Source organism: Massilia sp. UYP34 (genome assembly GCF_056279385.1).
The window spans coordinates 763383-788143 of the sequence record NZ_JBWBRF010000001.1 but is presented as its reverse complement, the minus strand read 5'-3'; the positions used below and the strand labels follow the sequence as shown (position 1 = coordinate 788143).

Genomic DNA, 24761 nt, shown 5'->3' with positions numbered 1-24761 from the left:
ACTTGCATGTGTAAAGCATGCCGCCAGCGTTCAATCTGAGCCAGGATCAAACTCTTCAGTTCAATCTCTGTTTGTTGACTCTTTCGAGTCATCGGCTATTGCTAACCGAGTCGCTCACTCAAAATACTGACCGTCACTTCATTGCTGAAGCAACGTTTAATACTTTGTGCGAACATTTGATATTTTAAGTATGCAAGAACCGAAGTTCTTGGCACCTTCATCAAACGCCCACACTTATCGACTGTTAATTTTTAAAGAACTTTATTCGGTACTGCACCCCTGCCGTTTGCTTCGAATCGTTTTGTTCGTCAGCAGCAGAGGAATGAGATTATGCTCGTCCTGCTGAGCTTCGTCAACACCTAATTTTTCAGTTTTGTGACGAAACCGCGTCGTTACGGAGGATGTCGACGAAGGCCTTTATCAGCCGGCGCACGATATATAGCCTCAACCAGTCTTCGACCACCTGGCGGCAGCCAAGCTCAGCCTGCCGCAGGACGTGCTGGCGCAGCGCGAAGCGATCGCTATTCCCGCAGCGTGAGCGTCGTATAGTTCGGATCGGCCCCGATACGCTCTTGTGTAAAGGGAAGGCTCGGCCACTCCTTGCGCGAATACATCATGGTCTGGTCGGCATACCAGGGCGACCTGGGGTCGGTCGACTGGCCATAGGTCAGCATGGCCTGGGCCACCGGCCCTTGCTCGTCGAACGTGACGGTCTGGATATAACTCTGGCCCCAGTGCGCGCCAACATAGCCCTGCGCCGTCAATCCACTGCGCATGGTCAGCGAACCATAGCTTCCTTCCTGATTACCGTTGCCGCCATGCAGGGGAATGCGCACGCCGTTACGCGGCTCGACCTGGTAGTCGCCCAGCCGGCCGTCGAACGGCACGTCGAGCGACTGCAGCTTGTCCGCCGCGCCTTTCAGCGCTGCCAGCAACGCCGGCATGGCCTTTGACGCCACCCCGGACGGCGTATTCACCGGGTCGGCCGGATCGAAGGGCACCGCCCATTTATCCGGAATCGCCGCCGCCGCGCGCCAGAATTCGCGGAACAGCACCGCCCCACGGCTATCTAGATCGGCGCGGCGATCCCAGCCCTGCAGCGCCGTGCAGGCCCGCCTCAGCAGCGCATCGTTCGCCGCCGCACAGGCCGGCAGCAGTTCCGGCAACACGAGCTCGGCCGCATACACGCGGTTCGAGAACGCCAGTGCCTGCATATCGCCCAGGCTCAGTTTACTGCGCCGGGCCAGCATATCCTCGACCTGGCGGAAACCGATCCGCGTGCGCAGGCTTTGCTCGACATTGGTCCGCCCATACAGCGGCGAATAGCCCAGCGGCGCCGGCCCGGTCAGCAAGGCCTTCGGGTTGGTCAGCCAATAACTGTCGTTCGAATTGCCGACATAGTCGGTGCGCATCATCCACGGGGCATTGGCTGGAGAATAAATGCCGGGTGGCGCCCCCGCATCCTGGCCCCAGCCGCAGCTGCTGCGTGAACCGTCGAACAGCAGCGCCGCCTGCAGCAACAGACAGCCATTGGCGAATTTGTCGGCGTTCATGTGCGGCACGACGCTGGCGTCCGCATACAGCGTGTTGCCGTCGCGGTCGGCCGCAACCGTATTTACCCACGGCAGGCCCACCACCTTGTCCAGCGAGTCCTTGAGCGCACGCACGTTGCTGGCGCTACCGATGCCCAGCCATTGCGCGAGCATGCGCGTATTGCTGCGGTTCGGGTCGGCCAGCACATAGGCCGCCTCCGCCGTCCACGTCATGCCCGCCGCCGGCCGGCTGATGACGGCGCCCTGGTGGCTGAAATAGAAGGTCTTGCTGCGCCGGCCAACCAGCCCGTCCGGCAGCAGCGCATCGACGTGGACCGTCTTCGCGGTCATCCTGCGCCGCTCGCCGTCATAGACATAGGTGGTGCCGCTGGCGTCGGCCGGATCCAGCGTCAGCCGGAAGGTGGTGAAGTGATAGGCGAACGTCACCGTATGGCTCCATGCCACGTCGCGGTTGAAGCCGATCACGACGGCCGGGACGCCGCCGATGATCACGCCCATCGCGTCATAGCGCCCCGGCACGGTCAGGTGGGCCTGGTAGAAGCGGTCGGTCGTGGTCCAGGGATAGTGCGGATTACCCAGCAACAGCCCCCGCCCATTGGCGGACAAGTCCTTGCCCACCGCCAGGGCATTGCTTCCAAACCCTTGTCGGTTGAGCTGGTCCAGCTGCGCCACCAGCGTCGAGGCGTCGATCTTGCGCGGCGCCCTCCTGGCCAGGCGCACGCTCGCGCCGGGAACCCTCCCGGCTGCGACAAAATCCCTGGCAAAGGCCTGGCCCGACGCGTGCAACGCCTTTTCCGCCACCACCAGAACCATATCGTCGAGCGTCATCGGCCGCACCCACTTGGCGTCGGCGCAGGCGGCCGGCAGCTTGCCGCCGGCATCCTTCAGGTAGCGGTTATAGCCGTCGACAAAGCCTTCGAGCAGATCGCGCGGCTCGCGGGGCCCCGCGGCATAGCCGGCGCGCAACTGCCCGATATCGAGGTAGCCCTTGAAGAAAAAGTCGCTTTCTTCATTGTTCAAGTCCATGAAACCGCTGCCGCCGCCATAGTCGTCGCCCGTGCGCTGGCGCGGACGCGCATCGGCGCCGAAGAACAGCGAGCGCTCGCCACGCACGGTCAACAGGGAATCGGCAAACATGCAGACGTTGTCCTGGGCATAGGCATACGCCAGCCCATAACCGAGGCTATGAAAATTATCGGCGCGCACGTGCGGCACGCCATGCGTGGTGCGTGCGAGCGAAACCTGGACACGGGCGACCGGCTCGGAAGGCGGCGGGGGCGGCGCCGGATCGTCGCCGCCGCTGCAAGCGCCTAGCGCCAGCGCAAGCAGCGCGCAGACAAGAAACCGGATCGCAGGGACAGGAGGCTTCATGGAGGCGCTTTCTGCGGCAATGGCCGCATGGTGATGGCGGAACGAAGGGCAAAAGGTGCAACAACTTTAACCCTGAATTAATGCCCGCATACCATTACTTACGCGTAAATCCTCAAAATAGATGATTGACGCAACGCCGTCGTGTCGGACCGCCAGAAAGCAAAAAAGCCCACCAGACATCTGGTGGGCTTTCTCTCTATTGAATAGCCTGACGATAAACTACTTTCACACTGGTTGCAGCACTATCATCGTCGCAATGTCGTTTCACGGTCCTGTTCGGGATGGGAAGGGGTGGTACCGACTTGCTATGGTCATCAGGCATAACTTGCTGGAAAACTGTTCCTCTACTGGGCAACAGACTTCCTGAATTCCGGCGAGCATTCTATCAGGCAAATCCTCGGAGCACCAGCGTTATCACGCCGCGGTCAAAACCGCGGCAAGGGACGTACTGCGCCGGATTGCATCCGCGCCTGGCGAATCGCCGCCCGTAATGCCGCGATGCGTGCATCCATCGATGGATGCGACGCCAGGTAGTGCGTGAACGCCGGCGTATCGCCCTCCGCGCGCCGCAGGCTTTCAAAGAATTCGGTGGCGCCGCCGGCGTGTCCGTAACGGCACTGCAGGATGTCCAGCGCCTTGCCGTCCGCCGCCGCTTCGCGCCCGCGCGAATAGCGCGATTCTCCCAGGGTTTGGGCCGGCAACAGCACACTGGCCGCTCCCGATCCATCCCCGGTCAGCAAGGTGGCGGCCGCCACCAGCACCAATCGCCGCCCGAGCGCGCGCAAGTGATCGCGATGCGCGAGATGGGACAGTTCGTGGGCCAGCACGAACGCCATGCCGTTCTCGGAACGCACGCTGTCGAACAGCGCCGAATGCACGACGATCAGCCCGCCAGGCGCGACCATCGCATTCGGCGACGTCGATCGGGTGATCCGCACCGTCACCGGCTCGCTCACCCCGGCGCATGTCTTCATGCCATCGACCAGGGCCTGCGCCCACGCCTCATGTTTGCGCAGCGCGGCTTCGGCGGGCGGCGGCGTCCACGCCACCAGCCGCGTGAGCCTGGCCTCGGTCCCAGGGTCCATGCGCTCGACGACCACGTCCACCAGCCATCCCAGCGCCAGGTAGGCCGCGAAAATCGCCGCCGACAGCCCGGCCAGGATCAGCACGAAATCCTTCAGTGGATGTTCGTGCGAGATATTGTCGTTGTGCTCGGGCAGCGACGCCTGGTATTTCATGCCGGTGCGGACCGCTCCACATAATAGATGGCGGTGCCGTAGGCCAGTACCTCGACCCCGGTCACCTGGCGCGGCTGACTGCCGGCCAGCGGCATGGTTTCCAGGCGCACGTTAACGATCTCATGAGCGCCGGGACAGCTTTCCTTCAGGCGCAGCAGCGCTTCGCGCTTGGCGCGGTCGAGCAGGGATTCATACGACTTGACCGAGCCGCCCACGATCGAGCGCAGGGCCGAAGCCGCCTTCTTGAAATGGTCGACCGAGATGACCACGCTGCCCGTCACCAGCTCGCTGCGCGCCACCGGTCCGGCGCCCAGTACCGTGCGCAGCGATGTAGCGGGCAGGTGCACGAACGCTTTTTCGCGCTCGATGATCGAGCGGTAATGCCGGCGCTCGGCCATCCTCCCAAACACATAGCCCAGCACCACGGGGATCGTCCAGAAGGCGATCAGAAAGAGGATTTCCATTATTCGACCGTCACCGCGGTGCCATAAACATAGATCTCGGCGGCGCCAGCGGCCACCGACGAGGTCGAGAAGCGCACGTTGACGATCGCATTCGCGCCCATCTGCGCCGCCTGCGCCTTCATGCGCTCGGTGGCCTGGGTGCGCGATTCTTCCAGCAACTCGGTATAGCCGCGCAGCTCGCCGCCGACCATGTTCTTCAGGCCCGCCATGATGTCCCGTCCGACGTGCTTGGAGCGCACCGAACTGCCGGAGACGATGCCGTGGCAGACCGTGATGTTCTTGCTGGGAATGGTTTCGATATTCGTGAGAAGCATGATGGCCCTGGATAAAAAAGAGTGGTCGATTGTAGACAGTAATCTTTACCACAAGCAATTCGCACTGCATAGTCGGCGCGAATGGCGCTTCAAGCACAGTAAAATACCGCCTTCGCGCCAGCCATCCTTCGCTTCCCCACCATGACGATCCTGCTCTCAACGCTCAATGCCCGCTATACGCACGCCTCGCTCGGCCTGCGCTACCTGGCGGCCAACATGGGTCCGCTGCAAGAGCAGACCACGATCCAGGAATTCGTCATCGGCGCCAAGACCACCGACCTGGTCGAGCGCATCCTGGCGCACGCGCCGCGCATCGTCGGCTTCGGCGTCTATATCTGGAACGTGGAAGAGACCACCCGCCTGGTGGCCCTGCTCAAGCGCGTGGCGCCGCAGCTCACCATCATCCTGGGCGGCCCGGAAGTCTCGCACGAGACGGGCGAGCAAGAGATCGTCAAGCTGGCCGACTACGTCGTCACCGGCTGGGGCGACGTCACCTTCCCCAAGCTGTGCCGCGAGATCCTGGACGGTCCCAAGCCGATCATGAAGGTGCATGCGGGCGTGCAGCCGCCGATGGGGGACATCGCCCTGCCCTACTCTTTATATGGCGAAGAAGACATCGCCCACCGCACCCTGTACGTGGAAGCCTCGCGCGGCTGCCCGTTCAAGTGCGAATTCTGCCTGTCCTCGCTGGACAAGACGGCATGGCCCTTCCCCCTGGATACCTTCCTGGCCGAGCTCGAGCTGTTGTACTCCCGGGGCGCGCGCCTGTTCAAGTTCGTCGACCGCACCTTCAACCTGAACGTCAAGACCAGCCTGCGCATCATGCAGTTCTTCCTCGACAAGATCGCCGCCGCGCCAGGCGACCCGGTATATGCCCACTTCGAGCTGGTGCCGGACCACCTGCCGGAAGCGCTCAAGGAAACGATCGCCAGATTCCCGGCCGGAGCGCTGCAGTTCGAGATCGGCATCCAGAGCTTCAACCCCGAAGTGCAAGGCCTGGTCAGCCGCCGCCAGAACAATGAAAAAGCGGCCGAGAACATCCGCTGGCTGACCCGGCACTCCACCGCCCACCTGCACGTGGACCTGATCGCCGGCCTGCCGGGCGAAGACGTGGCCAGCTTCGCGCGCGGCTTCGACCACCTGGTGAGCCTGGGCGCCGAAGAGATCCAGTTCGGCATCCTCAAGCGCCTGCGCGGCACGCCGATCATCCGCCATACCCAGGAATTCGGCATGGTCTACGATCCCTACCCGCCTTATACGGTGCTGGCGACGAACAGGATCGACTTCGCCACCATGCAGCGCCTGGTGCGCTTTGCCCGCTACTGGGACCTGGTGGCCAATTCGGGCCGCTTCGCCAACACCATCCCGGTGCTGCTGGGCGAGACGCCGTTCGACAACTTCATGGCCTTTTCGGACTGGATCTATGCGCACACCGACGCCACCCACCGCATCGCGCTGGACCGGCTGGCCAAGCTGGTGGCCCGGTGGCTGCAGGTGCGCGGCATGGCCGCCGACGAGGCGGCGGCGCTGCTGGCCAGCGACTATGCCGGCAAGGTCGACGCCCCGACCCGCCTGGTGACGCCGGCGGATGCGCCGAAAGCGGTCGCCCCGGCGCGCCAGGTGCGCCATCTGGCCGCCTGACGGGGCAAGCACGCAAGAGGATCGCGGCTGGCAACACATATGATTCTCTTTTACACTGGCGCAATGCGGATTGAAAATGCGCCAACATTAACCATTCAACAGTCCGGCCAGGGAGCCGGCCAATCCGTCATTGCCGAGGGGGTCTGGCAAGTCCACGGCCTGTCGCAGCGCGGCGTCCTCAAGGGCATCACGCGCCAGCTGGCCAGCCTGAAGGACAAGGGCGCCTGCGAATGGGACCTGTCCGGCATCGAAAGCCTCGACCACATCGGCGCCCAGCTGTTCTGGAATACCTGGAACAAACAGCGTCCCAAGCGCCTCAAGCTCGACCCGCGCCAGGAAGACCTGTTCCGCCGCATCGAGCAGGCCAGCGCCATCAAGCTGCCGCGCCACCGGACGAGCCCTTTCCATTGGGTGATCATTCTGGGCGCCGGCATCCTGAACTTCTTCGAACACCTGCGCAGCTTCATCGGCCTGATCGGGATCGTGGTCCAGGACCTGGGCCGCTTCCTGCGCCGTCCCCAGACCGGGCCGTGGCGCGAAATCTCGGCCAATATCTATCATTCCGGCTTCCAGGCGCTGGGCATCACGGCCCTGGTCGGCTTCCTGATCGGGATCGTGCTGTCCTACCTGTCGTCGCAGCAGCTGCGCATGTTCGGCGGCGACGCATATCTCGTCAACATCCTCGGCATGGCGGTGATCCGCGAACTGGGCCCGCTGCTGGCGGCGATCCTGGTCGCCGGCCGTTCCGGCTCCTCGATCACCGCCCAGCTGGGCGTGATGCGGGTGACCGAAGAACTCGACGCCATGCTGGTGATGGGCATCTCGCATGGCTACCGCCTGATCATGCCGAAAGTGGTCGCGCTGGCGATCTCGATGCCGCTGCTGGTGGTCTGGACCGACGCCATGGCCCTGTTGGGCGGCATGGTCTCGGCCAAGATCGAGATGGGCATGTCGTTCCGCTACTTCCTGCAAAAGCTGCCGGACGCGGTGCCGATCGTGAACTACACGATTGGCCTGCTCAAGGGCGCTACTTTTGGGGTGCTGATCGCCCTGATCTCGTGCCACTTTGGCCTACGCATCAAGCCCAACACCGAGAGCCTGGGCCGCGGCACCACCACCTCGGTGGTCACCGCGATCACGGTGGTGATCCTGGCCGACGCGGTGTACGCCATCATCTTCAGCGGGACGGGCTTCTGATGCCGGAAACCAGCAAACAACGCCGCCAGGAGCTGAACCTGCGCCCCGACGAGGAAGTCGGTGCGCCGGTGGTCCAGATCCGCAACCTGTGGACCCGTTTCGGGCGCACGGTGGTGCACCAGGACCTGAACCTCGAGATCTACAGCGGCGAAATCCTCACCATCGTCGGCGGCTCGGGCACCGGCAAGACCGTGCTGCTGCGCCAGATGCTGGGCCTCGAGCGGCCAGCGCAGGGCAGCGTGCACGTGTTCGGCGAGGACATCAGCGCGGCCTCGCCCGAACAGCTGCAGCGCATGCGCAACCACTGGGGCATGCTGTTCCAGCAGGGGGCGCTGTACTCGGCGCTGAGCGTGTTCGACAACATCGCCCTGCCGATGCGCGAGCTGCGCGCCCTGCCCGAGGACGTGATCCGCGACGCCGTGCTGCTCAAGATGGATATGGTGGGCCTGGGCCCCGAGCACGCCAACAAGATGCCGGCCGACCTGTCGGGCGGGATGGTCAAGCGCGCCGCGCTGGCGCGCGCGCTGGCCCTCGAGCCGCAGCTGCTGTTCCTGGACGAGCCCACCGCCGGCCTCGACCCCGACCTGTCGGACGCCTTCGTCACCCTGATCCAGACCCTGCACCGCGAACTGAAGCTCACGGTGGTGATGGTCACGCACGACCTGGATACGCTGTTCGCGCTATCCTCGCGCATCGCGGTGCTGGCCGAGAAGCACGTGCTGGCGGTGGGACCGTCGTGCGACGTGCTGCAGGTCGACCATCCCTTCATCAAACACTTTTTCCTGGGCCCGCGCGGCCGGCGGGCGCTGGAAGTGCTCGACGAGCGCCATGCCCAGCATGAATCGGAGAATCGATAGTTATGGAAAACAGGTCGCATGCCCTGATGACCGGCATCTTCACGATCGCGCTGCTGGTGGCGACCATCCTGGTCGGCCTCTGGTTCAGCCGCGACAAGACCGAGCTGGTGCCCTACGAGATCGTCACCACCCAGTCGATCCCCGGCCTCAACCCGCAAGCCACGGTGCGCTACCGCGGCCTCGAAGTGGGCCGCGTCGACGCGATCGTGTTCGACCCGCGCGTCACCGGCCAGATCCTCATCAGGCTCTCGGTGGACGCCGCCTCCCCGATCACCAGCACCACGTATGCGACGCTCGGCTACCAGGGCGTCACGGGCATCGCCTTCATCCAGCTCAACGACGACCGCACCGGCTCGCCGCGCCTGCAAACGGGGGATGATCGTATTGCCCGCATCCCGCTGCGTCCGGGCCTGCTCGACCAGCTCGAAGTGCGCGGCCTGGCGATCCTCGGGAAGGCAGAGAAAGTGACCGCCAGCCTCGACGAGCTGCTCAGCGAAGACAACCGCGCCAAGATGGTCGGCGCCTTCGAGAGCGTCGACCGCGCGGCCGACGCCTACGCCGCCATTCCCGAGCGCCTCGATCCGGTGATCGACCAGCTGCCCGCCCTGATTGGCAAGGTCAACCGCAGCATGGATTCGGTCGACACCCTGGCCACCAGCGCCACCTCGATGACCCGCAACTACGACCAGCTGGCGACCCGCCTGCAGGCGCCGGACGGCCCGATCGAGCGCCTGAACACCACCATCGGCGCGCTCGGCGCCGCCACCAGCGAACTGGAGCTGGAAACCCTGCCGCACGTGGTGCGGATGACCGACGAGGCGCGCTCTTCGCTGCGCGCGGTGCGGCGCACCGCCAACTCGTTCTCCGACCGCCCGCAGAGCATCCTGTTCGGCACCCCCGGCGACGCGCCCGGCCCCGGCGAGCCGGGCTTCGTGCCCCCGACCAAATGAGGACCACCGTGAACCGTCAATCCTTCCGCTTTCCTGGCGCCGCCGCCGTTGCCGCAGTTGCGTGTTCCGTGCTGCTGGCCGGTTGCGCCGGCCAGGAACGCGCGCAGAACACCATCTACGACTTCGGCGCGCCGTCGCTGGGGCCAACCGCCCCGGCCACGCCGCCCGCCGCGCCCCTTGCGATCGTGGTGATGGATGTCACCGGTCCCAGTGGCCTGGACACCGAGCGCATGTTCTACCGCCTGAACTACGCCGACGCCCAGCAGGCGCGCACCTACGCCAGCAGCCGCTGGAGCGCCACGCCGGTCGCCCTGGTCACCACCCGCCTCAAGACCCGGCTGTCGCAGGCGCACATGAAGGTGCTGTCGGCCACCGACGCCGCCAACGGCATACCGGTCCTGCGCATCGAGATCGACGACTTCGTGCATGCGTTCCCGAGCGCGGACCGGAGCGAAGGCCGGATCATGCTGCGCGCCTCGGTGTTTCTCGAGCACCGCCTGGTCGACCAGCGCAGCTTCGAGCGCAGCACGCCGGCGGCAAGCCAGGACGCGGCCGGCGGCGCGGCGGCGCTGGCGGCCAGCACCGACCAGCTGGCGGCCGACATCGGCGCCTGGCTGGCCGCCCTCGGCCTGCAAGGCAAATGACCAAGGCGGAAGTCCCTGCCGACGTCGCCGCCGGCCGCTCGCGCGGCTCGCCGATCGTGCGCGCCGCGCTGCTGGCCTATTTGCTGCTGATCGTCTACGCCAGCTGGTTCCCGTTCACCGGCTGGCGCGACAGCGGCATCTCGCCGCTGGCCTTCCTGAACCTGGTCAAGCAGCGCTACTGGACCGGCTTCGACGCCGGCGTCAACATCGTCGGCTACATCCCGTTCGGCATGCTGCTGGTGCTGGCGATGTATCCGCGCGTGCGCGGCGTATGGGCGGTGCTGCTGGCCACGCTCGCGGGGCTCCTCACCACCGGCACGATGGAAGCCGTACAGACTTACCTGCCCAGCCGCGTGCCGTCGAACCTCGACTTCGTCACCAATGCCGGCGGCTGCTTCCTGGGCGCCATCCTCGGCGCGCTGTGGGCCCCGGGCCTGCTCGACCGCAGCCGCCTGTTCAAATTGCGCCAGCGCTGGTTCGCGCCGCACGCCAGCCAGGGCTTGGTGCTGGTGGCCATGTGGCCGCTGGCCCAGATCTACCCGCAGAGCTACCTGTTCGGCCACGGCCAGGTGCTGCCGATCCTGTCCGGCTGGCTGTCGTCCTGGTTCGGCACCGAGATCGACCTGGTGGCCATGCTGCGCCCCGGCGACGACATCATGAGCGTCGAACAGTACTGGCTGTCCGAGACCATCATCACCGCCTGCGGCATGACCGGCGCCGCCCTCACCCTGATGTGCCTGGTGCGCCGCGGCGCCCCGCGCTTCTGGCTCATGCTGGCCCTGCTGGCCGGCGCACTCGTGGTGAAGGCGTTCGCCAGCTCCCTGCTGTTCCGGCCCGATAACGCCCTGGTGTGGGTGACGCCGGGCGCCGAAGGCGGCTTCTTGATCGGCCTGATCATGCTGTCCGGCCTGGCGTTCGCGCCCCAGGTGGCGCAGCGCCGGCTGGCGGTCGTGACCCTGATCCTGGCGCTGGTGGTGGTCAATACGATCCCGGTCAACCCGTATTTTTCGTCCACCCTGCAGGGCTGGGTGCAGGGCAAATTCCTCAACTTCAATGGCGCGGCCCAGTTCCTGTCACTGGCCTGGCCCTTTGTTGCATTGTGGTTCTTGCTGCTGCCCTCGCATAAACTCAATCGGCAATAGAGCCTGTCCCGGCAGGTGGGGCCTCCCACCTGTCGGGATAGGCGCGATAGCGCGTATCATGACGCTTTGGCGCGACGCCATGCCACTCTTTCCAATGAGAACGACATGAACGACCACGTGAATGACGAGCAGTTTTACAAGCACCATGTATTTTTCTGCATGAATGTCCGCGACGGCAAGGATGCGCGCCCGAGCTGCGGCAAGTGCGGCGCCGAGAAGGCGCAAAAGCATGCCAAGAAACGCATCAAGGAACTGGAACTGAGCGGCCCGGGCAAGGTGCGCATCAACCAGGCCGGCTGCCTCGACCGCTGCGAGGAAGGCCCGGTGCTCGTGGTCTACCCGGAGGGCACCTGGTACACCTACGTCGACAACGACGACATCGACGACATCATCGATACCCACCTGGTTGGCGGCAAGGTCGTCGACCGCCTCAAGATCTGATCCGACAAGACGCTCTATGAACATCCATTCGCACAAGTTCACCCTCGACGGACACGCCGGCAAGATGCAATGCCTGCTCGACCTGCCGGAAGGCGCGCCGCGCGGCGTCGCCCTGGTGGCGCATCCGCATCCGCTGTATGGCGGCACCATGGAGAACAAGGTCGCCCAGACCCTGGCGCGCACCTTCGTCACGCTCGGCTATGCGGCGGCGCGTTTCAATTTCCGCGGTGTGGGCGAATCCGAAGGCGTGCACGACGAGGGCCGGGGCGAGGTCGACGACATGGCCGTCATGTATGCCCACATGCGCGAACAATACCCTGACCTGCCGATCACGCTGACCGGTTTCTCGTTCGGCACCTTCGTCCAGGCCCAGTTTGCGCTGCGCCTGGCGGCCGAAGGCCGGCCGGCCGAGCGCCTGGTGCTGGTCGGCACGGCGGCCGGCAAATGGCCGATGCCAGAAGTGCCGCAAGACACCATCCTGATCCATGGCGAACTGGACGATACAATTACCCTGAAGGAAGTTTTCGACTGGGCGCGGCCGCTCGACCTGCCCGTGACCGTCGTTACGGGCGCCGACCATTTCTTCCATCGCAAGCTCGGCCACATTAAAAATCTCGTGATTCAACTGTGGCGACGTGACATTTAGCCGCAACAACCCCCTATAATCATTCCCTTCTCTTGAGGCAATGCTCCTTTCGGGGCATTGCCTTGCGCTCCACCACAGCCTTACTTAATGACGAAATACTTCCCATGAAAAAACTGTTAGCGGCCTTCGCCGCCAGCCTGGTGATGGTCTCGGCCAGTGCGCAAACCGTACCCGCGCCCGCCATCGCCGCCAAATCGTGGTTGCTGCTCGACGCGACGAGCGGCCAGGTCATCGCCTCGCAAGAACAGAACATGCGCATCGAACCGGCGTCGCTGACCAAGGTCATGACGGCCTACGTCGCCTTTGCCGCGATCCGCGACAAACGCATCACCATGGACCAGATGGTGAACGTGTCGGAGCGCGCCTGGAAAGTCGACAGCAGCAGCTCGAAGATGTTCATCGATCCGCGCGTGCCAGTGTCGATCAGCGACCTGCTGCATGGCCTGATGATCCAGTCGGGCAACGACGCCGCGGTCGCCATCGCCGAAGCGGTGGCCGGCGACGAAGCCACCTTCGTCACCCTGATGAACCGCGAAGCGCAGCGCCTGGGCCTGAAGTCCACCCGCTTCGCCAACCCGCACGGCCTGCCGGACGCGAACAACTACTCGACCGCGGCCGACCTGGCGCAGATGGCGGCCCACGTGATCCGCGACTTCCCCGAGTTCTACAAGATCGACTCGATCAAGCAGTTCACCTATAACAAGATCACCCAGCAGAACCGCAACCGCCTGCTGTGGCTGGACCCGACCGTGGACGGCATGAAGACCGGCCACACCAATTCCTCGGGCTACAGCATGATCGCCTCGGCGCGCCGTCCGAACGGCAGCACCGGCGAACGCCGCCTGATCTCGGTGGTGCTGGGCACCAGCTCGACCGACGTGCGCACCCAGGAAAGCCAGAAGCTCCTGAACTGGGGCTTCCAGAACTTCGACACCGTCAAGCTGTACTCGAAGGGCCAGGCGATCCAGACGCCATCGATCTGGAAGGGCGCGCAATCGACCGTCAAGATCGGCTTCACGCGCGACATCCTGGTCACCGTGCCGAAAGGCGTGGCCGGCAAGCTCAAGCCGGTGCTGGAACGCCGCGACCCGCTGGTCGCGCCGCTGGCACGCAACGGCCAGGTCGGCACCCTCAAGATGACGGTCGACGGCAAGCCGCTGCTGGTGTTGCCGGTGGTGGCGCTGGAAGAAGTGCAGGAAGCGAGCATTTTCGGGCGCGCCTGGGATTCGATGCGCCTGTGGATGCAGTAAGCCGGCGCGCTTGACCGTCGAAAGCCCGTCCGCGCATCGCGCCGGACGGGTTTTTTTTCATGCGCGGCGGCTGACGCGGGGCAGGCTTGCGGCCGTTATAATCATGCTATCCAGTCAGCACGAAAAAATCACGAAAGAACCCGATGCCACAAGCGCCTGCCGAACTTCTCTTCCCCCGCATTCCGACGCGCGAAGGCGGACTCGAACTGTCGCGCATCGTGGCCGGCATGTGGCGCATGGGCGAATGGGACATGCCGGTCGCGGCGCGCGTCGAGTTCATCGAACAGTGCCTGGCGCTGGGCGTGACCACCTTCGACCACGCCGACATCTACGGCAACTACGGCGTCGAAGAGCTGTTCGGCCAAGCCCTGCGCGCGCAACCGTCGCTGCGCGATCGCATGGAGCTGGTGAGCAAGTGCGGCATCAAGCTGTTGTCGGACAAGCACCCGGGCCACACCATCCAGCACTACGACACCAGCGCCAGCCACATCATGCGCTCGGCCGAGGAGTCGCTGCGCAAGCTGGGCACCGACCGCCTCGACCTGCTGCTGATCCACCGTCCTGATCCGCTGATGGAATTCGACGAGATCGCCGCGGCCTTCTCGCGCCTGAAGCAGGACGGCAAGGTGCTGCACTTCGGCGTGTCGAACTTCACGCGCCATCAGTTCGAGTCGCTCAACCGCCGCATACCGCTGGCCACCAACCAGGTCGAGTTTTCGCCCCTGCACACCGCGCCGATGTTCGACGAGACCTTCGACGGCCTGCAAGACCTGGGCGTGGCGCCGATGATCTGGTCGCCGCTGGGCGGCGGCCGCCTTTTCGACGCGGGCGATGCGGGCGATGCGCACGGCCAGCGCGGCGCCGCGCTGCGCCAGGCCATCCAGGACGTGGCCGAGCGCATGGACAAGCCGTTCTGCAGCGTGGTGTTCGCGTGGATCATGCGCCTGCCCTGCCGGCCGATCCCGCTCACCGGCAGCGGACGCATCGCGGCGGTCCGCGAAGCGGTGCTGGGCGCGAGCTTCGAGCTCGAGCGCGATGACTGGTTCCGCATCCTGCGCGCCGCACGCGGACACGAGGTGGCCTGAGATGGTCGAGGGCCCGATCCGGATCGTCGAGGGCAAGGCCCTCAGCGCGCAGCAAAAGAAGGATTTGCTGAACCGGCTGGCCCGGATCGAGGGCCAGCTGCGCGGCGTGCAGAAACTGATCGCGCTGGCCGATTTGCCGTCGGATTGCGACGCCGTCGCGCAGCAGATGGCGGCGGCGCGCAAGGCGCTCGACCGCTCCTTCGTGCAATTGCTGACCTCATCGATCCTGACCCAGACCGGCGACGCCGAAGACCTGGACGATGCCCGCGCCCGCGCCGCCCACCTGGCGGCGATGCTCGACAAGTTCGCGTGACGGGCGCCTAGTCTTCGAACACCTTGGGCGGCGCGACGCCGCGCCAGCCCAGCTTCCAGCCGATGTTGAGCAGCAGGGTCGCGCACACGTAGAGCACGAAGAACAGCACGAAGAAGCGCTCCTGCAGCAGCGCCAGCAGCACCGCGCACACGCCCAGCAGCGCCAGCATCACCTTGCCTTTCGGGTGCTTGGAGCTGGGGAAGCGGATGGTCGACACCATCAGCGCGCCGACGAAGACCATCAGCGCGCACACCAGGAAGGCCGGCGCTACCGCGACGACCGGATCGGGCCAGGCCACCACCACCGAGGCGACGCAGGCGGCGCCGGCCGTGATCGGCATGCCGACGAAGTAGCGCGGATCGGTGCGGCCATGGCTGATGTTGAAGCGCGCCAGGCGCAGCGCGCCGCAGGTGACGAACACGAAGCAGGCCAGGCCCCCCATGCGCTCGAGCGTCGGGTGCATGTCGCCCAGCTGGGTGAAGCCGTAGCAGTACAGCAGGAGACCAGGCGCGCAGCCGAAGTTCATCACGTCGGCGATCGAGTCGAGCTGCACGCCGAAGCTGGACTGGGTATTGGTGGCGCGCGCCACGAAACCGTCGAGCGCGTCGAACACGCCGGCCAGCACCAGCAGGATCGCGGCCAGGCGGAAGTCGTCCGGGTCGCCGACGCGCGCGTTGTCGACCGAGATCACGATGCTGGCGAAACCGCAGGCGATCGACAGCAGCGTCACGGAACTGGGCAGGGCGAACTTGGCGCGCGCGAGGCGTTGCTGGTTAGATAGCTTCAATGGTCGACTCGACAAGGGGAATGTTGGCTTATTCTACAGGGTGCCTTCCGAGGGTGTTGCGCGATGGTGGCGGAGGCGGTCACGATGGTCGTTTTTGGCCTAGAATGATGCCCCACGATTATGTATTGACGGGAGTTGCAAGATGAGCCATATGCCACGCTGGCAATCGATTGCCGCGATCCTGGGCGCTGCCCTGGCCCTGAGTGCATGCGGCGACGGTGGCGGCAGCAGTCCGGCGGTCCAGCCTGGCGGCGGCATGGCGGTCACGCCAAGCCCCGCTGCGCCCGCGCCCCCGCCCGCGCCCGCGCCGGCCGCGGATTCCCCCGCCCTGACCGGCAATATCGCCGTCGATGGCCGCAACTGGATGAATTACCGGCGCGGCCAGGCCGGCATGCCGACGGTCAGCCAGAACGCGCAGATCGGCAACGCAGCCCTCGGGCACGCCGAATACCTGCGCATCAATGACGTCCTGAGCCACGACCAGGAGCCGGGCCGCCAGGGCTTCACCGGCGCCACCGTGGCAGACCGCCTGAACGCGGCCGGCTACACGCTGGATCAGACCCGCGGTTTCGCCTATGGCGAAGTCATTTCCGGCTCGAGCAACGGCTCTGGCTTCTTCATGACCGAAGAACTGATCACGGCGATCTACCACCGCTTCGTGATCTTCGAGCCGACGTTCCGCGAGATCGGCACCGGCGCCGCCAGCGCCAGCCGCGGCTATCACTATTTCACCGCCGTTTTCGCCAGCCGCAACGGCTACGGCCCGGGCATCGCGCGCGGCACGATCGTCAGCTGGCCCTTCAATGGCCAGACCGGGGTCGCGCCCAACTTCTTCAGCGATACCGAGGAACCGGATCCGGTCCCCGACCGCAACGAGGTAGGGTATCCGATCAGCGTGCACACCAATCTCGATTCAACGCTGGCGGTCGGCAGCTTCACGGTGCGCCCGCGCGGCGGCGCCGACCTGCAGGTGCTGCGCGTCGATCCGCCGGGGCAGGCGACGGCGGCCTCCATCATCCCCGTGCTCCCGCTGCGCGCGGCCACCACCTACGAGGTCAATTTCACCGGTACGGTCAATGGCGCGGCGGTTGCGCGCGCCTGGTCGTTCACGACGCGGTGAGCGGCGCCGCAGTGGCGCCCGGCGCGCCGGCGATCGACTTCGCGGCTGGCCTCGAGCGGGTGATGGACGACCGCGCGCTGTTCCTGCGCGTGCTGGGACGGTTCGCCGGCGACTACCGCGACCTCGCGGCGCGCCTGCATGCGGCGCTGAATGCAGGCGACGCCGTGCTGGCGCACCGCATCGCCCACACGCTCAAGGGCGCGGCCGGGATGATCGAGGCGAACCGGCTGCGCCAACTGGCGCTGGAGGTCGAACTGGCAATGAAGGCCGGCGGGGCGGCGCCGCCGGCGCTGGCTGCGGCACTGGTTGCGGCGCTGGACCAGGAGCTGGCGCGGGTGCTGGCCGAAGTCGACGCACTGCTGGCCGCGCCGGAAATGCCGGCGCCGGCATCAGCAAGCTCGCCGGCCGCCCGGGACGACCTGGCGCGCCTGCGCGACATGCTCGACATCGGCGACGGCCGCGCGCCGGACCTGGCCGCGCAGCTGCGGCCGCACCTGCTGGCGGACATGGGGTGCGAGAAGGTGGCGGCGTTCGACGCGGCGCTCAGGCGCTTCGATTTCGAAGGCGCGCTGGCGCTGCTGGAGCAGGCCGACCGGGGCTAACGGCGCAATACGCCGCCGTCACTGAGCGGCTTTCACTGAGCGGCTTTCACTGCGCGGCGCGCGCCGTCAGCGTGTGAACTCGGCTTCTTCGTCGAAAGAATCGGCGCAGGATTTGCCGCAAAAGCGCCGCACGCTGTCGAGCGGCTTTTCGCAGTACCAGCACGAACCCTTGGCCGGAAGACTGGCGCGGGTCGGCATGCTGCCTGTGGAGGCAACGGAGACGGCCACCGGCGGCTCGGCGGGTAGCCCACTGTCCGGAAGACTCTCGTGTGTCGTTTCCAAGATCCACCCCCTGATACGGCAGCCTTTAGTCAGAGAAAGATTACTTCAGCGGAACTCCGTGCGCATGAGAAAGCGCAAGCCTGGCCGCGACAGGCGAACCCATCACGACTTTCGTTGCGTATCAGTGTGCGCCCAATGCCAGGCGGGTGCAATCCCCTGCCCCGCGCCCATGGAGTGATTTGACATGGGTGCAACGTTTCCGCTGCACGAGCCACGGTGCACCGCCAAAAACCGTAGTGTAATGACAACTGCCGGCATGCACGCTTGTGTGCGCTACTTGTTTGCGTTAGTTATGCGCCGCTTATTTCGCCGGTTCGAGCGTCACGACCAGGCCGCTGCGGGTGGTCTGGATTCGCGTGGGAACGAATTGCACACCCGCATAACGCAAGTCTTCCTGGTCGAAGGTATAGACCGGCATGTCGCGCGCCACGGTGTCGATCAGGCCGTTGGCAACCCGGGTCAATTGACGCTCGGCTTCGGCGTTGCCGAGCCGCAGGCTGTCGACGCGCGGCTCGGCCATCATGACGGCGGCGCGGCCCGGATCGACGTACAGGCGTCCCGAGAACGCGATATTGCCGGTCCAGGCGCGCGCGAACGGCGGCGAAACCGAAGCCTCGACGGCCAGCGCGACCCGGTCCTGGTCCGGCTGGATCGCCAGTTGCGGACGGGTGAGCTGGATGTCGAACAATTCCAGCAGGCGCTCATTGACGGGGAAGCGCTTGTCCAGGCCGGTCTGCAGCTTGTGCAGCGGCAGCTCGACCTGGCGCGGGCCGATCAGGCTGGAGCAGGAAGCGAGCAGGCTGGCGCCGACCGCGATGGCGGCCAGCCTGAACACCGTACGCCGCATCGGCGTGGAGGAATGAGGTGGCGTGTATTGATCCATATGCCAAGCCTAGCACGAGCCGGCCATAAGCCTGTTGATCGTTACTTGCCGATACAGAAGCGGCTGAAGATCACGCCCAATAAATCATCCGGCGTAAACTGACCTGTAATGCTCGACAGCCGATCCTGGGCCAGGCGTAGTTCTTCGGCAAACAGGTCGAGCGACTGGTCGTCCTGCATCGCGTGCCGGCGCGCCAGCTCCAGGTGTTTGCGCGCAGCGCGCAGGGCGATCAGGTGCCGTTCGCGCGCCAGGTACAGCGATTCTCCGGTCTGCTGCCAGCCGGCGATGCGCAGCAGCTCGGCGCGCAGCAGGTCGATGCCGAGCTTTTCGTGCGCCGACAGGTACAAGTGAACGGCGTCCGCGCTCTCGTCCTTCGACGGCTTGTGCCCCGACAGGTCGATCTTGTTCCAGATGCGCACCACCGGCACGTTCGGTGGGAAGGCCGCGACGATCGCCTCGTCGGCGGCGCTCGGGCCGAGATTCGCGTCCAGCAGGTGCAGGATCACGTCGGCCTTGCCGACCTCGCCCCAGGTGCGCTCGATGCCGATGCGCTCGACCACGTCGATCTCTTCGCTCACTGCGCGGATGCCCGCGGTGTCGATGATGTTCAGCGGGATGCCCTCGATCTGGATCGTCTCGCTCACCTTGTCGCGCGTGGTGCCGGCGATCGGCGTGACGATCGCCACCTCGGCCCCGGCCAGCGCGTTCAGCAGCGAGGACTTGCCCACATTGGGCTGCCCGACCAGCACCACGTTCAGCCCTTCGCGCAGCAGCGCGCCCTGCGCCGCCTGGCGGAACACGTTTTCCAGCGCGTCGATGATGCCGGCCAGCTGGCCGCGCGCGTTCGACTTTTCCAGGAAGTCGATTTCTTCTTCCGGGAAGTCGAGCGTGGCCTCGACCAGCATGCGCAGATTGATCGTGCGCTCGACCAGGGTGTGCACCACTTGCGAGAAGGCGCCCGACAGCGATTGCGAGGCCGACTTGGCGGCGGCTTCGGTGGAGGCGTCGATCAGGTCGGCCACCGCCTCGGCCTGGGCCAGGTCCAGTTTATCGTTCAGAAAAGCGCGGCGCGTGAACTCGCCCGGCTCGGCCAGGCGCAGGCTTGACGCCGCGCCGGCTTCCAGCACCCGGCCCAGGAGCATCTGCAGCACCACCGGGCCGCCGTGGCCCTGCAGTTCGAGCACGTCCTCGCCGGTATAGGAATGCGGCCCCTTGAAGTACAGGGCCAGACCTTCGTCGATGATGTCGCCATTGGCGGCCTTGAACGGCAGATAGGTGGCGTGGCGGGCGGCAAGGGTCACGCCGGGGAACAGGGCGTCGACGAGGAAGCCCAGCGATTTGCCGGAGGCGCGCACGACGCCGATGCCGCCGCGGCCAGGGGCGGTGGCGATGGCGGCGATGGGGGATGTGTCGAGTTTCATGGGGGGATTGTAAGGGATGCGAGGTGGATGCGGGTATGGCGGGTATGCGCGCTCACTTGGGTTCCCGCCTTTGCGGGAACGACGTGCATGAGCGGCAGGCCGAGGCATCGACCGTCGCCCGCTACCGTCAAACCGTCATTCCCGCGAAGGCGGGAATCCAAGGCCAGTGCACACCACAATGGCTGCATCGACCACAAACAAAAAACCCGCGCACAAGGCGCGGGCTTTTCACGAGAAGGCTGCGGATTACTTGGCCGCGGCGGACTCGAACTTGCGGGTGATGACCCATTGCTGGGCGATCGACAGGATGTTGTTGACCACCCAGTACAGCACCAGGCCGGACGGGAAGAAGAAGAACACCACCGAGAACGCGATCGGCATGAACAGCATCATCTTGGCCTGCACCGGATCGGTCGGCTGCGGATTCAGCTTGGTCGTGATGTACATCGACACCGCGTAGATCACCGGCAGGATGTAGTACGGGTCGGGCTGGGTCAGATCCTGGATCCAGCCGATCCATGGCGCGCCGCGCATCTCGACCGAGGCCTGCAGCACCCAGTACAGGGCGAAGAACACCGGCATCTGCACCAGGATCGGCAGGCAGCCGCCCAGCGGGTTGATCTTCTCGGTCTTGTACAGCTCCATGGTGGCCTGCTGCATCTTGGCCGGATCGCTCTTGTAGCGTTCGCGGATCGCCTGCATCTTCGGCGTCACCACGCGCATCTTGGCCATGCTGCGGTAGCCGGCGGCCGACAGCGGGAAGAAGGCCAGCTTGATCAGGATGGTCAGGGCGACGATGGTCCAGCCCCAGTTGCCCAGCATCGAGTACAGCTGGGTCATCACCCAGAAGATCGGCTTGGCGATCACGGTCAGCATGCCGTAGTCCTTCACCAGCTCCAGGCCCGGGGTGATGGTTTCCAGGATCTGCTCGTCCTGCGGACCCGAATACAGGCGGGTGTCGGTCGACACGGTCGCGCCGGGCGCCACGGTGCCCAGCGACTGCACGGTGCCGATCGCGTACAGGTTGTTGGCGATCTTCTTGGTGAAGATATCGCGCGGCGCCTTGTCGGCCGGGATGAAGGCCGAGACGAAGAAGTGCTGCGAGAGCGCGACCCAGCCGTTATCCGCCTTGGTCGAGTGATCGGCGTTGCCCTTTTCGATTTCCTCGAAGGTCAGCTTCTGGTACTTGTCGGCGTCGGTGTACAGGGTCGGGCCGGTGTAGCTCGGCATGAACCACGAATCGGTGGCCGGCTTGTTGCCGTCGTGCTGCAACTGCAGGTACAGCGACGGCTGGACCGGCGCGGCGCTGATGTTGGTGACGTCATGACGCACGCCGATCAGGTAGTCACCCTTGCGGAAGGTCAGCGTCTTGGTCAGGCGCACGCCGCCCTGCTCGGCTTCCAGCACGACCTGCGCCTGGTTGTTGCCGCCCAGCGTGGTCTGGGCCGACTTGACGGTGAACGGCGTGGTGTGGTTCGGCAGCACGCCGGCGGCGCTGGTGCCGATCAGGCCGGTCTGGCCCAGGTAGACGTTCGGGCCGTTCACGTTGAACAGGACCTGGTTCCTGGTCTTGTCAAAGTGATCCGGATAGTGCAGCAGCTCGAGGCGCTTGATGACGCCGCCGACCGAGTCGATGTCGACTTTCACCACGTCGGTGGTGACGGTGACGACCTGGCTGGAAGGCGCGGCCGGGGCAGCGGCAGGAGCAGGAGCGCCCGGCACGGCAGTGGCGGCGGCGGCGGGCGCACCCGGCACGGCGGCGCTGCCCGGCTGGGCCGCGGCTGGGACATCCGCCGGCTTGTTCTGCTGCGCGACTTGCGCTGGTGGTTGCGCCGAGAACAGCGACTGCTTGCCGTTAGCCACCATCCAATTGTTCCAGAGAACAATCAGGGAGATGGCGAACACGATCCACAGGACAGTACGTTTATTGAATTCCATTGGAGTCTTCAGGAGTGGTTGCAACCGCAAGCGGCTGAATGGGATTCCTTGGGGCCGTCTTTCGGCGGCACCGGGTCGACGCCACCCGCATTCCACGGATGGCAGCGGCCCACGCGGCGCGCGGCCAGCCAGGAACCGCGTGCGGCGCCATGGACGCGCAGCGCTTCGATTGCGTAATTGGAACAGCTGGGATAGAACCGGCAGCGCGGCCCGAGCATCGGAGACAGCAGCAACTGGTAGCCGCGAAGCAACCAGACGAGCAGCGTCTTCATGGCGTGCTGGCCGCGGTGGAATGCGGCCGCTGTTGCGATGCGAACAGGCGTGCCAGTTCCACCTTCAGCGCGGCCTTCAGGGCGCGCGTGGTGGCCGGGCCGTCCTTGGCGTTGACGGGACGCGACAGGCGCACGATGCAATCGACCGACGCCAGGCTGCTCGTACGGAACAGTTCTCGCGTCATGCGCTTGATCGTATTGCGGGTCACCGCGCGCGGCGCGAAACGCTTGGCCGCAACGACGCCCAGCCGCGCATGCGGCAAGGAGTTCGGACGCGTGTAAAGCACGAAATGCGCCGTTTTTTGCGTCGGCCGCAAACGAAAAACGGATGAAAATTCATCCGTTTTAACGATGCGCCGAGCGCGCGCGAAGTCGTGCGAACCTTCGCCTGTCATCACCGACCGCAATCGATCTGCGGTGCGTGACTTAGACAGCCAGACGCTTGCGGCCTTTGGCGCGGCGAGCGTTCAGGACTTGACGGCCACCACGGGTAGCCATACGTGCGCGGAAGCCGTGCGTGCGCTTGCGACGGACGACGGAAGGTTGGTAAGTACGTTTCATGGTGGTCTCGCTTAAAGCAAAATAAGATGCAAAATCGGGTCTGACGTCGTGTCAGATTCGGCGCCGATGACAGTTTCGCTCGAGGTTAAACCAGCGTCACGCCACAGCAAGTCTTTCGTCGCCCAACCACCAGCCGCTGAAAAATCACAGCCTGGCATGGCGCACGGACGGGGAACCCTGAATTAGACTCCATTTCACACCGTCATGTCAAGCCAGGTGTTGTTTCACCAAGCGCCGCCCACAGGCGTTTCCAGCTTGGCAAGGGGTCGACCTCGCTCGTCATTTCGGCGGAAAATATGTGCAGCGCCTGTGGATAACTTCGGCCGAGACAGGTAAAATAGCGTGTTACGAATCAAAAGCGAAGTATGGAAAATTTTTGGCAGACAGCATCCGCGCAGCTTGAGCTCGAACTCACGCCGCAGCAATTCAGCGCGTGGATCAAACCGCTCGTCGCCCTCGACTACGAAGACGGCAAGCTGCGCATCGCTGCGCCGAACCGCTTCAAGCTCGACTGGGTCAAGACGCAGTTCGCCACTCGCATCACCGAGCTGGCAGCCCAGTACTGGGAAGCGCCGGTCGAGGTGCAATTCGTGCTCGACCCAAAGAACAATCCTGCCCGCAAGACGGTAGACACGGGCGCATCCGGCAACTCGGCCACGGTCGACTTCAATGCGCCGCGCCCCGCGCCTGGCGCCGAAAACCCGAGCCCGTCCGCCGGCCCGAGCCCGAACCAGAACCTGAACATCGCCAACTCGCCCAAGCGCGAGCAAAGCCGCATCAACACCGAGCTGACGTTCGACAGCTTCGTGACCGGTAAGGCCAACCAGCTGGCGCGCGCTGCCGCGATCCAGGTCGCCAACAACCCGGGCGTGTCGTACAACCCGCTGTTCTTCTACGGCGGCGTCGGCCTCGGCAAGACCCACCTGATCCATGCGATCGGCAACCAGGTCATGGCCGACCAGCCGAACGCGCGCATCCGCTACATCCACGCCGAGCAGTACGTGCGTGACGTCGTCACCGCCTATCAGCGCAAGGGCTTCGACGATTTCAAGCACTACTACCACTCGCTCGACATGCTCCTCATCGATGATATTCAATTCTTCGGAGGCAAGAGCCGGACGCAGGAAGAGTTCTTCTATGCGTTCGAGGCGCTGATCGCGGCCAAGAAGCAGATCATCATCACCTCGGACACCTATCCGAAAGAGATCACGGGCATGGACGACCGCCTGATCTCGCGCTTCGATTCCGGCCTGACGGTGGCGATCGAGCCGCCCGAGCTCGAGATGCGCGTGGCGATCCTCTTGAAAAAAGCGCAGTCCGAAGACGTGACCCTGTCGGACGACGTCGCCTTCTTCGTGGCCAAGCACCTGCGCTCGAACGTGCGCGAACTCGAAGGCGCACTGCGCAAGATCCTGGCCTACTCGCGCTTCCACGGCAAGGACATCACCATCGACGTGGTGAAGGAAGCGCTCAAGGATCTGCTGTCAGTGCAGAACCGTCAGATCTCGGTGGAAAACATCCAGAAGACGGTGGCTGACTTCTTCAACATCAAGGTCGCGGACATGTATTCGAAGCGCCGGCCGGCGAACATCGCTCGTCCGCGCCAGATCGCCATGTACCTGGCAAAAGAACTCACGCAAAAGAGTCTTCCGGAGATCGGCGAACTGTTCGGCGGCCGCGACCACACGACCGTGCTGCACGCGGTGCGCAAGATCGCCGGCGACCGCCAGAAGAATCCGGAGTGCAACCACGAGCTGCACGTGCTGGAACAGACGCTCAAGGGTTAATT

At 65.0% G+C, this 24761-nt stretch carries 26 protein-coding genes and 1 rRNA gene; 14 read left to right on the top strand and 13 right to left on the bottom strand.

The window, feature by feature from the left end:
- Positions 1 to 521: 521 nt before the first annotated feature.
- The 5 genes from ACZ9AQ_RS03485 to ACZ9AQ_RS03465 all read right to left on the bottom strand — a co-directional run bounded on the left by ACZ9AQ_RS03485 (position 522) and on the right by ACZ9AQ_RS03465 (position 4940).
- Positions 522 to 2924: a penicillin acylase family protein gene (locus ACZ9AQ_RS03485; protein WP_429200666.1), complete on the bottom strand. Its 2403-nt coding sequence runs from the start codon at positions 2922 to 2924 to the stop codon at positions 522 to 524.
- Between the two features lie 206 nt (positions 2925 to 3130).
- Positions 3131 to 3243, bottom strand: a 5S ribosomal RNA gene (gene rrf / locus ACZ9AQ_RS03480).
- 106 nt (positions 3244 to 3349) lie between these two features.
- Positions 3350 to 4162 (bottom strand): M48 family metallopeptidase, encoded by an 813-nt coding sequence (locus ACZ9AQ_RS03475; RefSeq protein ID WP_429200668.1) that lies wholly within the window; start codon positions 4160 to 4162, stop codon positions 3350 to 3352.
- Positions 4159 to 4626 carry a YbjQ family protein gene (locus ACZ9AQ_RS03470; RefSeq protein ID WP_429200670.1) on the bottom strand — a complete coding sequence of 156 codons (468 nt, stop codon included), beginning with the start codon at positions 4624 to 4626 and terminating at the stop codon, positions 4159 to 4161. Before ACZ9AQ_RS03470 ends, ACZ9AQ_RS03475 begins: the two co-directional genes overlap by 4 nt.
- Positions 4626 to 4940 carry a YbjQ family protein gene (locus ACZ9AQ_RS03465; protein WP_429200672.1) on the bottom strand — a complete coding sequence of 105 codons (315 nt, stop codon included), beginning with the start codon at positions 4938 to 4940 and terminating at the stop codon, positions 4626 to 4628. The genes ACZ9AQ_RS03470 and ACZ9AQ_RS03465 overlap by 1 nt, the downstream gene beginning before the upstream one ends.
- A gap of 141 nt (positions 4941 to 5081) precedes the next feature.
- On the opposite strand from ACZ9AQ_RS03465, the gene ACZ9AQ_RS03460 reads away from it, so the two are divergent.
- The 11 genes from ACZ9AQ_RS03460 (at position 5082) to ACZ9AQ_RS03410 (ending at position 15106) form a co-directional block, all read left to right on the top strand.
- A complete protein-coding gene (locus ACZ9AQ_RS03460; protein ID WP_429200674.1) occupies positions 5082 to 6581 on the top strand; it encodes a B12-binding domain-containing radical SAM protein in 1500 nt (499 codons plus the stop codon).
- Positions 6582 to 6644: 63 nt separating this feature from the next.
- Positions 6645 to 7778 carry an MlaE family ABC transporter permease gene (locus tag ACZ9AQ_RS03455; RefSeq protein WP_429200676.1) on the top strand — a complete coding sequence of 378 codons (1134 nt, stop codon included), beginning with the start codon at positions 6645 to 6647 and terminating at the stop codon, positions 7776 to 7778.
- Positions 7778 to 8635, top strand: a complete 858-nt coding sequence (locus tag ACZ9AQ_RS03450; RefSeq protein WP_429200678.1) for an ABC transporter ATP-binding protein — start codon at positions 7778 to 7780, stop codon at positions 8633 to 8635. The genes ACZ9AQ_RS03455 and ACZ9AQ_RS03450 overlap by 1 nt, the downstream gene beginning before the upstream one ends.
- Positions 8636 to 8637: 2 nt before the next feature.
- Positions 8638 to 9585 (top strand): MlaD family protein, encoded by a 948-nt coding sequence (locus tag ACZ9AQ_RS03445; protein WP_429200679.1) that lies wholly within the window; start codon positions 8638 to 8640, stop codon positions 9583 to 9585.
- A gap of 8 nt (positions 9586 to 9593) precedes the next feature.
- Positions 9594 to 10229, top strand: a complete 636-nt coding sequence (locus tag ACZ9AQ_RS03440) for an ABC-type transport auxiliary lipoprotein family protein (protein ID WP_429200681.1) — start codon at positions 9594 to 9596, stop codon at positions 10227 to 10229.
- A complete protein-coding gene (locus ACZ9AQ_RS03435) occupies positions 10226 to 11371 on the top strand; it encodes a VanZ family protein (protein WP_429200683.1) in 1146 nt (381 codons plus the stop codon). The genes ACZ9AQ_RS03440 and ACZ9AQ_RS03435 overlap by 4 nt, the downstream gene beginning before the upstream one ends.
- A gap of 105 nt (positions 11372 to 11476) precedes the next feature.
- Entirely contained in the window at positions 11477 to 11812 is a 336-nt protein-coding gene (locus ACZ9AQ_RS03430; RefSeq protein WP_429200684.1) for a (2Fe-2S) ferredoxin domain-containing protein, read from the top strand.
- A gap of 16 nt (positions 11813 to 11828) precedes the next feature.
- Positions 11829 to 12458, top strand: coding sequence for an alpha/beta hydrolase (locus ACZ9AQ_RS03425; RefSeq protein ID WP_429200686.1), 630 nt, complete (start codon positions 11829 to 11831; stop codon positions 12456 to 12458).
- A 104-nt stretch (positions 12459 to 12562) separates the two neighbouring features.
- Positions 12563 to 13708 carry a D-alanyl-D-alanine carboxypeptidase family protein gene (locus ACZ9AQ_RS03420; protein ID WP_429200687.1) on the top strand — a complete coding sequence of 382 codons (1146 nt, stop codon included), beginning with the start codon at positions 12563 to 12565 and terminating at the stop codon, positions 13706 to 13708.
- 143 nt (positions 13709 to 13851) lie between these two features.
- On the top strand, positions 13852 to 14793 hold the full coding sequence (locus tag ACZ9AQ_RS03415) for an aldo/keto reductase (RefSeq protein ID WP_429200689.1): 942 nt from the start codon (positions 13852 to 13854) through the stop codon (positions 14791 to 14793).
- Between the two features lies 1 nt (position 14794).
- On the top strand, positions 14795 to 15106 hold the full coding sequence (locus ACZ9AQ_RS03410) for a metal-sensitive transcriptional regulator (RefSeq protein WP_429200691.1): 312 nt from the start codon (positions 14795 to 14797) through the stop codon (positions 15104 to 15106).
- A gap of 7 nt (positions 15107 to 15113) precedes the next feature.
- Here the strand turns inward: ACZ9AQ_RS03410 and pssA are convergent, their stop codons facing one another.
- The gene (gene pssA / locus ACZ9AQ_RS03405) at positions 15114 to 15893 is read right to left on the bottom strand and encodes a CDP-diacylglycerol--serine O-phosphatidyltransferase (RefSeq protein ID WP_429200693.1); all 780 of its coding nucleotides are present in this window, start codon (positions 15891 to 15893) and stop codon (positions 15114 to 15116) included.
- A 142-nt stretch (positions 15894 to 16035) separates the two neighbouring features.
- On the opposite strand from pssA, the gene ACZ9AQ_RS03400 reads away from it, so the two are divergent.
- Together ACZ9AQ_RS03400 and ACZ9AQ_RS03395 are read left to right on the top strand one after the other, a co-directional pair.
- On the top strand, positions 16036 to 17013 hold the full coding sequence (locus ACZ9AQ_RS03400; protein WP_429200695.1) for a CAP domain-containing protein: 978 nt from the start codon (positions 16036 to 16038) through the stop codon (positions 17011 to 17013).
- Positions 17010 to 17615, top strand: coding sequence for an Hpt domain-containing protein (locus tag ACZ9AQ_RS03395; RefSeq protein WP_429200696.1), 606 nt, complete (start codon positions 17010 to 17012; stop codon positions 17613 to 17615). The genes ACZ9AQ_RS03400 and ACZ9AQ_RS03395 overlap by 4 nt, the downstream gene beginning before the upstream one ends.
- A gap of 66 nt (positions 17616 to 17681) precedes the next feature.
- On the opposite strand, the gene ACZ9AQ_RS03390 is transcribed toward ACZ9AQ_RS03395, so the two are convergent.
- The 7 genes from ACZ9AQ_RS03390 to rpmH form a co-directional block, all read right to left on the bottom strand.
- A complete protein-coding gene (locus ACZ9AQ_RS03390) occupies positions 17682 to 17897 on the bottom strand; it encodes a hypothetical protein (RefSeq protein WP_109345944.1) in 216 nt (71 codons plus the stop codon).
- A gap of 301 nt (positions 17898 to 18198) precedes the next feature.
- Entirely contained in the window at positions 18199 to 18780 is a 582-nt protein-coding gene (locus ACZ9AQ_RS03385; protein ID WP_429200698.1) for a DUF1439 domain-containing protein, read from the bottom strand.
- A 41-nt stretch (positions 18781 to 18821) separates the two neighbouring features.
- Positions 18822 to 20201, bottom strand: a complete 1380-nt coding sequence (mnmE, locus tag ACZ9AQ_RS03380; RefSeq protein WP_429200699.1) for a tRNA uridine-5-carboxymethylaminomethyl(34) synthesis GTPase MnmE — start codon at positions 20199 to 20201, stop codon at positions 18822 to 18824.
- A 246-nt stretch (positions 20202 to 20447) separates the two neighbouring features.
- Positions 20448 to 22139 (bottom strand): membrane protein insertase YidC, encoded by a 1692-nt coding sequence (gene yidC / locus ACZ9AQ_RS03375; RefSeq protein ID WP_429200701.1) that lies wholly within the window; start codon positions 22137 to 22139, stop codon positions 20448 to 20450.
- Between the two features lie 8 nt (positions 22140 to 22147).
- Positions 22148 to 22411, bottom strand: coding sequence for a membrane protein insertion efficiency factor YidD (gene yidD / locus ACZ9AQ_RS03370; protein WP_123067961.1), 264 nt, complete (start codon positions 22409 to 22411; stop codon positions 22148 to 22150).
- Positions 22408 to 22806 carry a ribonuclease P protein component gene (gene rnpA, locus ACZ9AQ_RS03365; RefSeq protein ID WP_429200704.1) on the bottom strand — a complete coding sequence of 133 codons (399 nt, stop codon included), beginning with the start codon at positions 22804 to 22806 and terminating at the stop codon, positions 22408 to 22410. Before rnpA ends, yidD begins: the two co-directional genes overlap by 4 nt.
- Positions 22807 to 22837: 31 nt before the next feature.
- On the bottom strand, positions 22838 to 22972 hold the full coding sequence (gene rpmH / locus ACZ9AQ_RS03360) for a 50S ribosomal protein L34 (RefSeq protein ID WP_040378179.1): 135 nt from the start codon (positions 22970 to 22972) through the stop codon (positions 22838 to 22840).
- 365 nt (positions 22973 to 23337) lie between these two features.
- Between rpmH and dnaA the strand changes: the two genes are divergently transcribed.
- On the top strand, positions 23338 to 24759 hold the full coding sequence (gene dnaA, locus ACZ9AQ_RS03355) for a chromosomal replication initiator protein DnaA (protein ID WP_429200707.1): 1422 nt from the start codon (positions 23338 to 23340) through the stop codon (positions 24757 to 24759).
- Positions 24760 to 24761 lie beyond the last annotated feature (2 nt).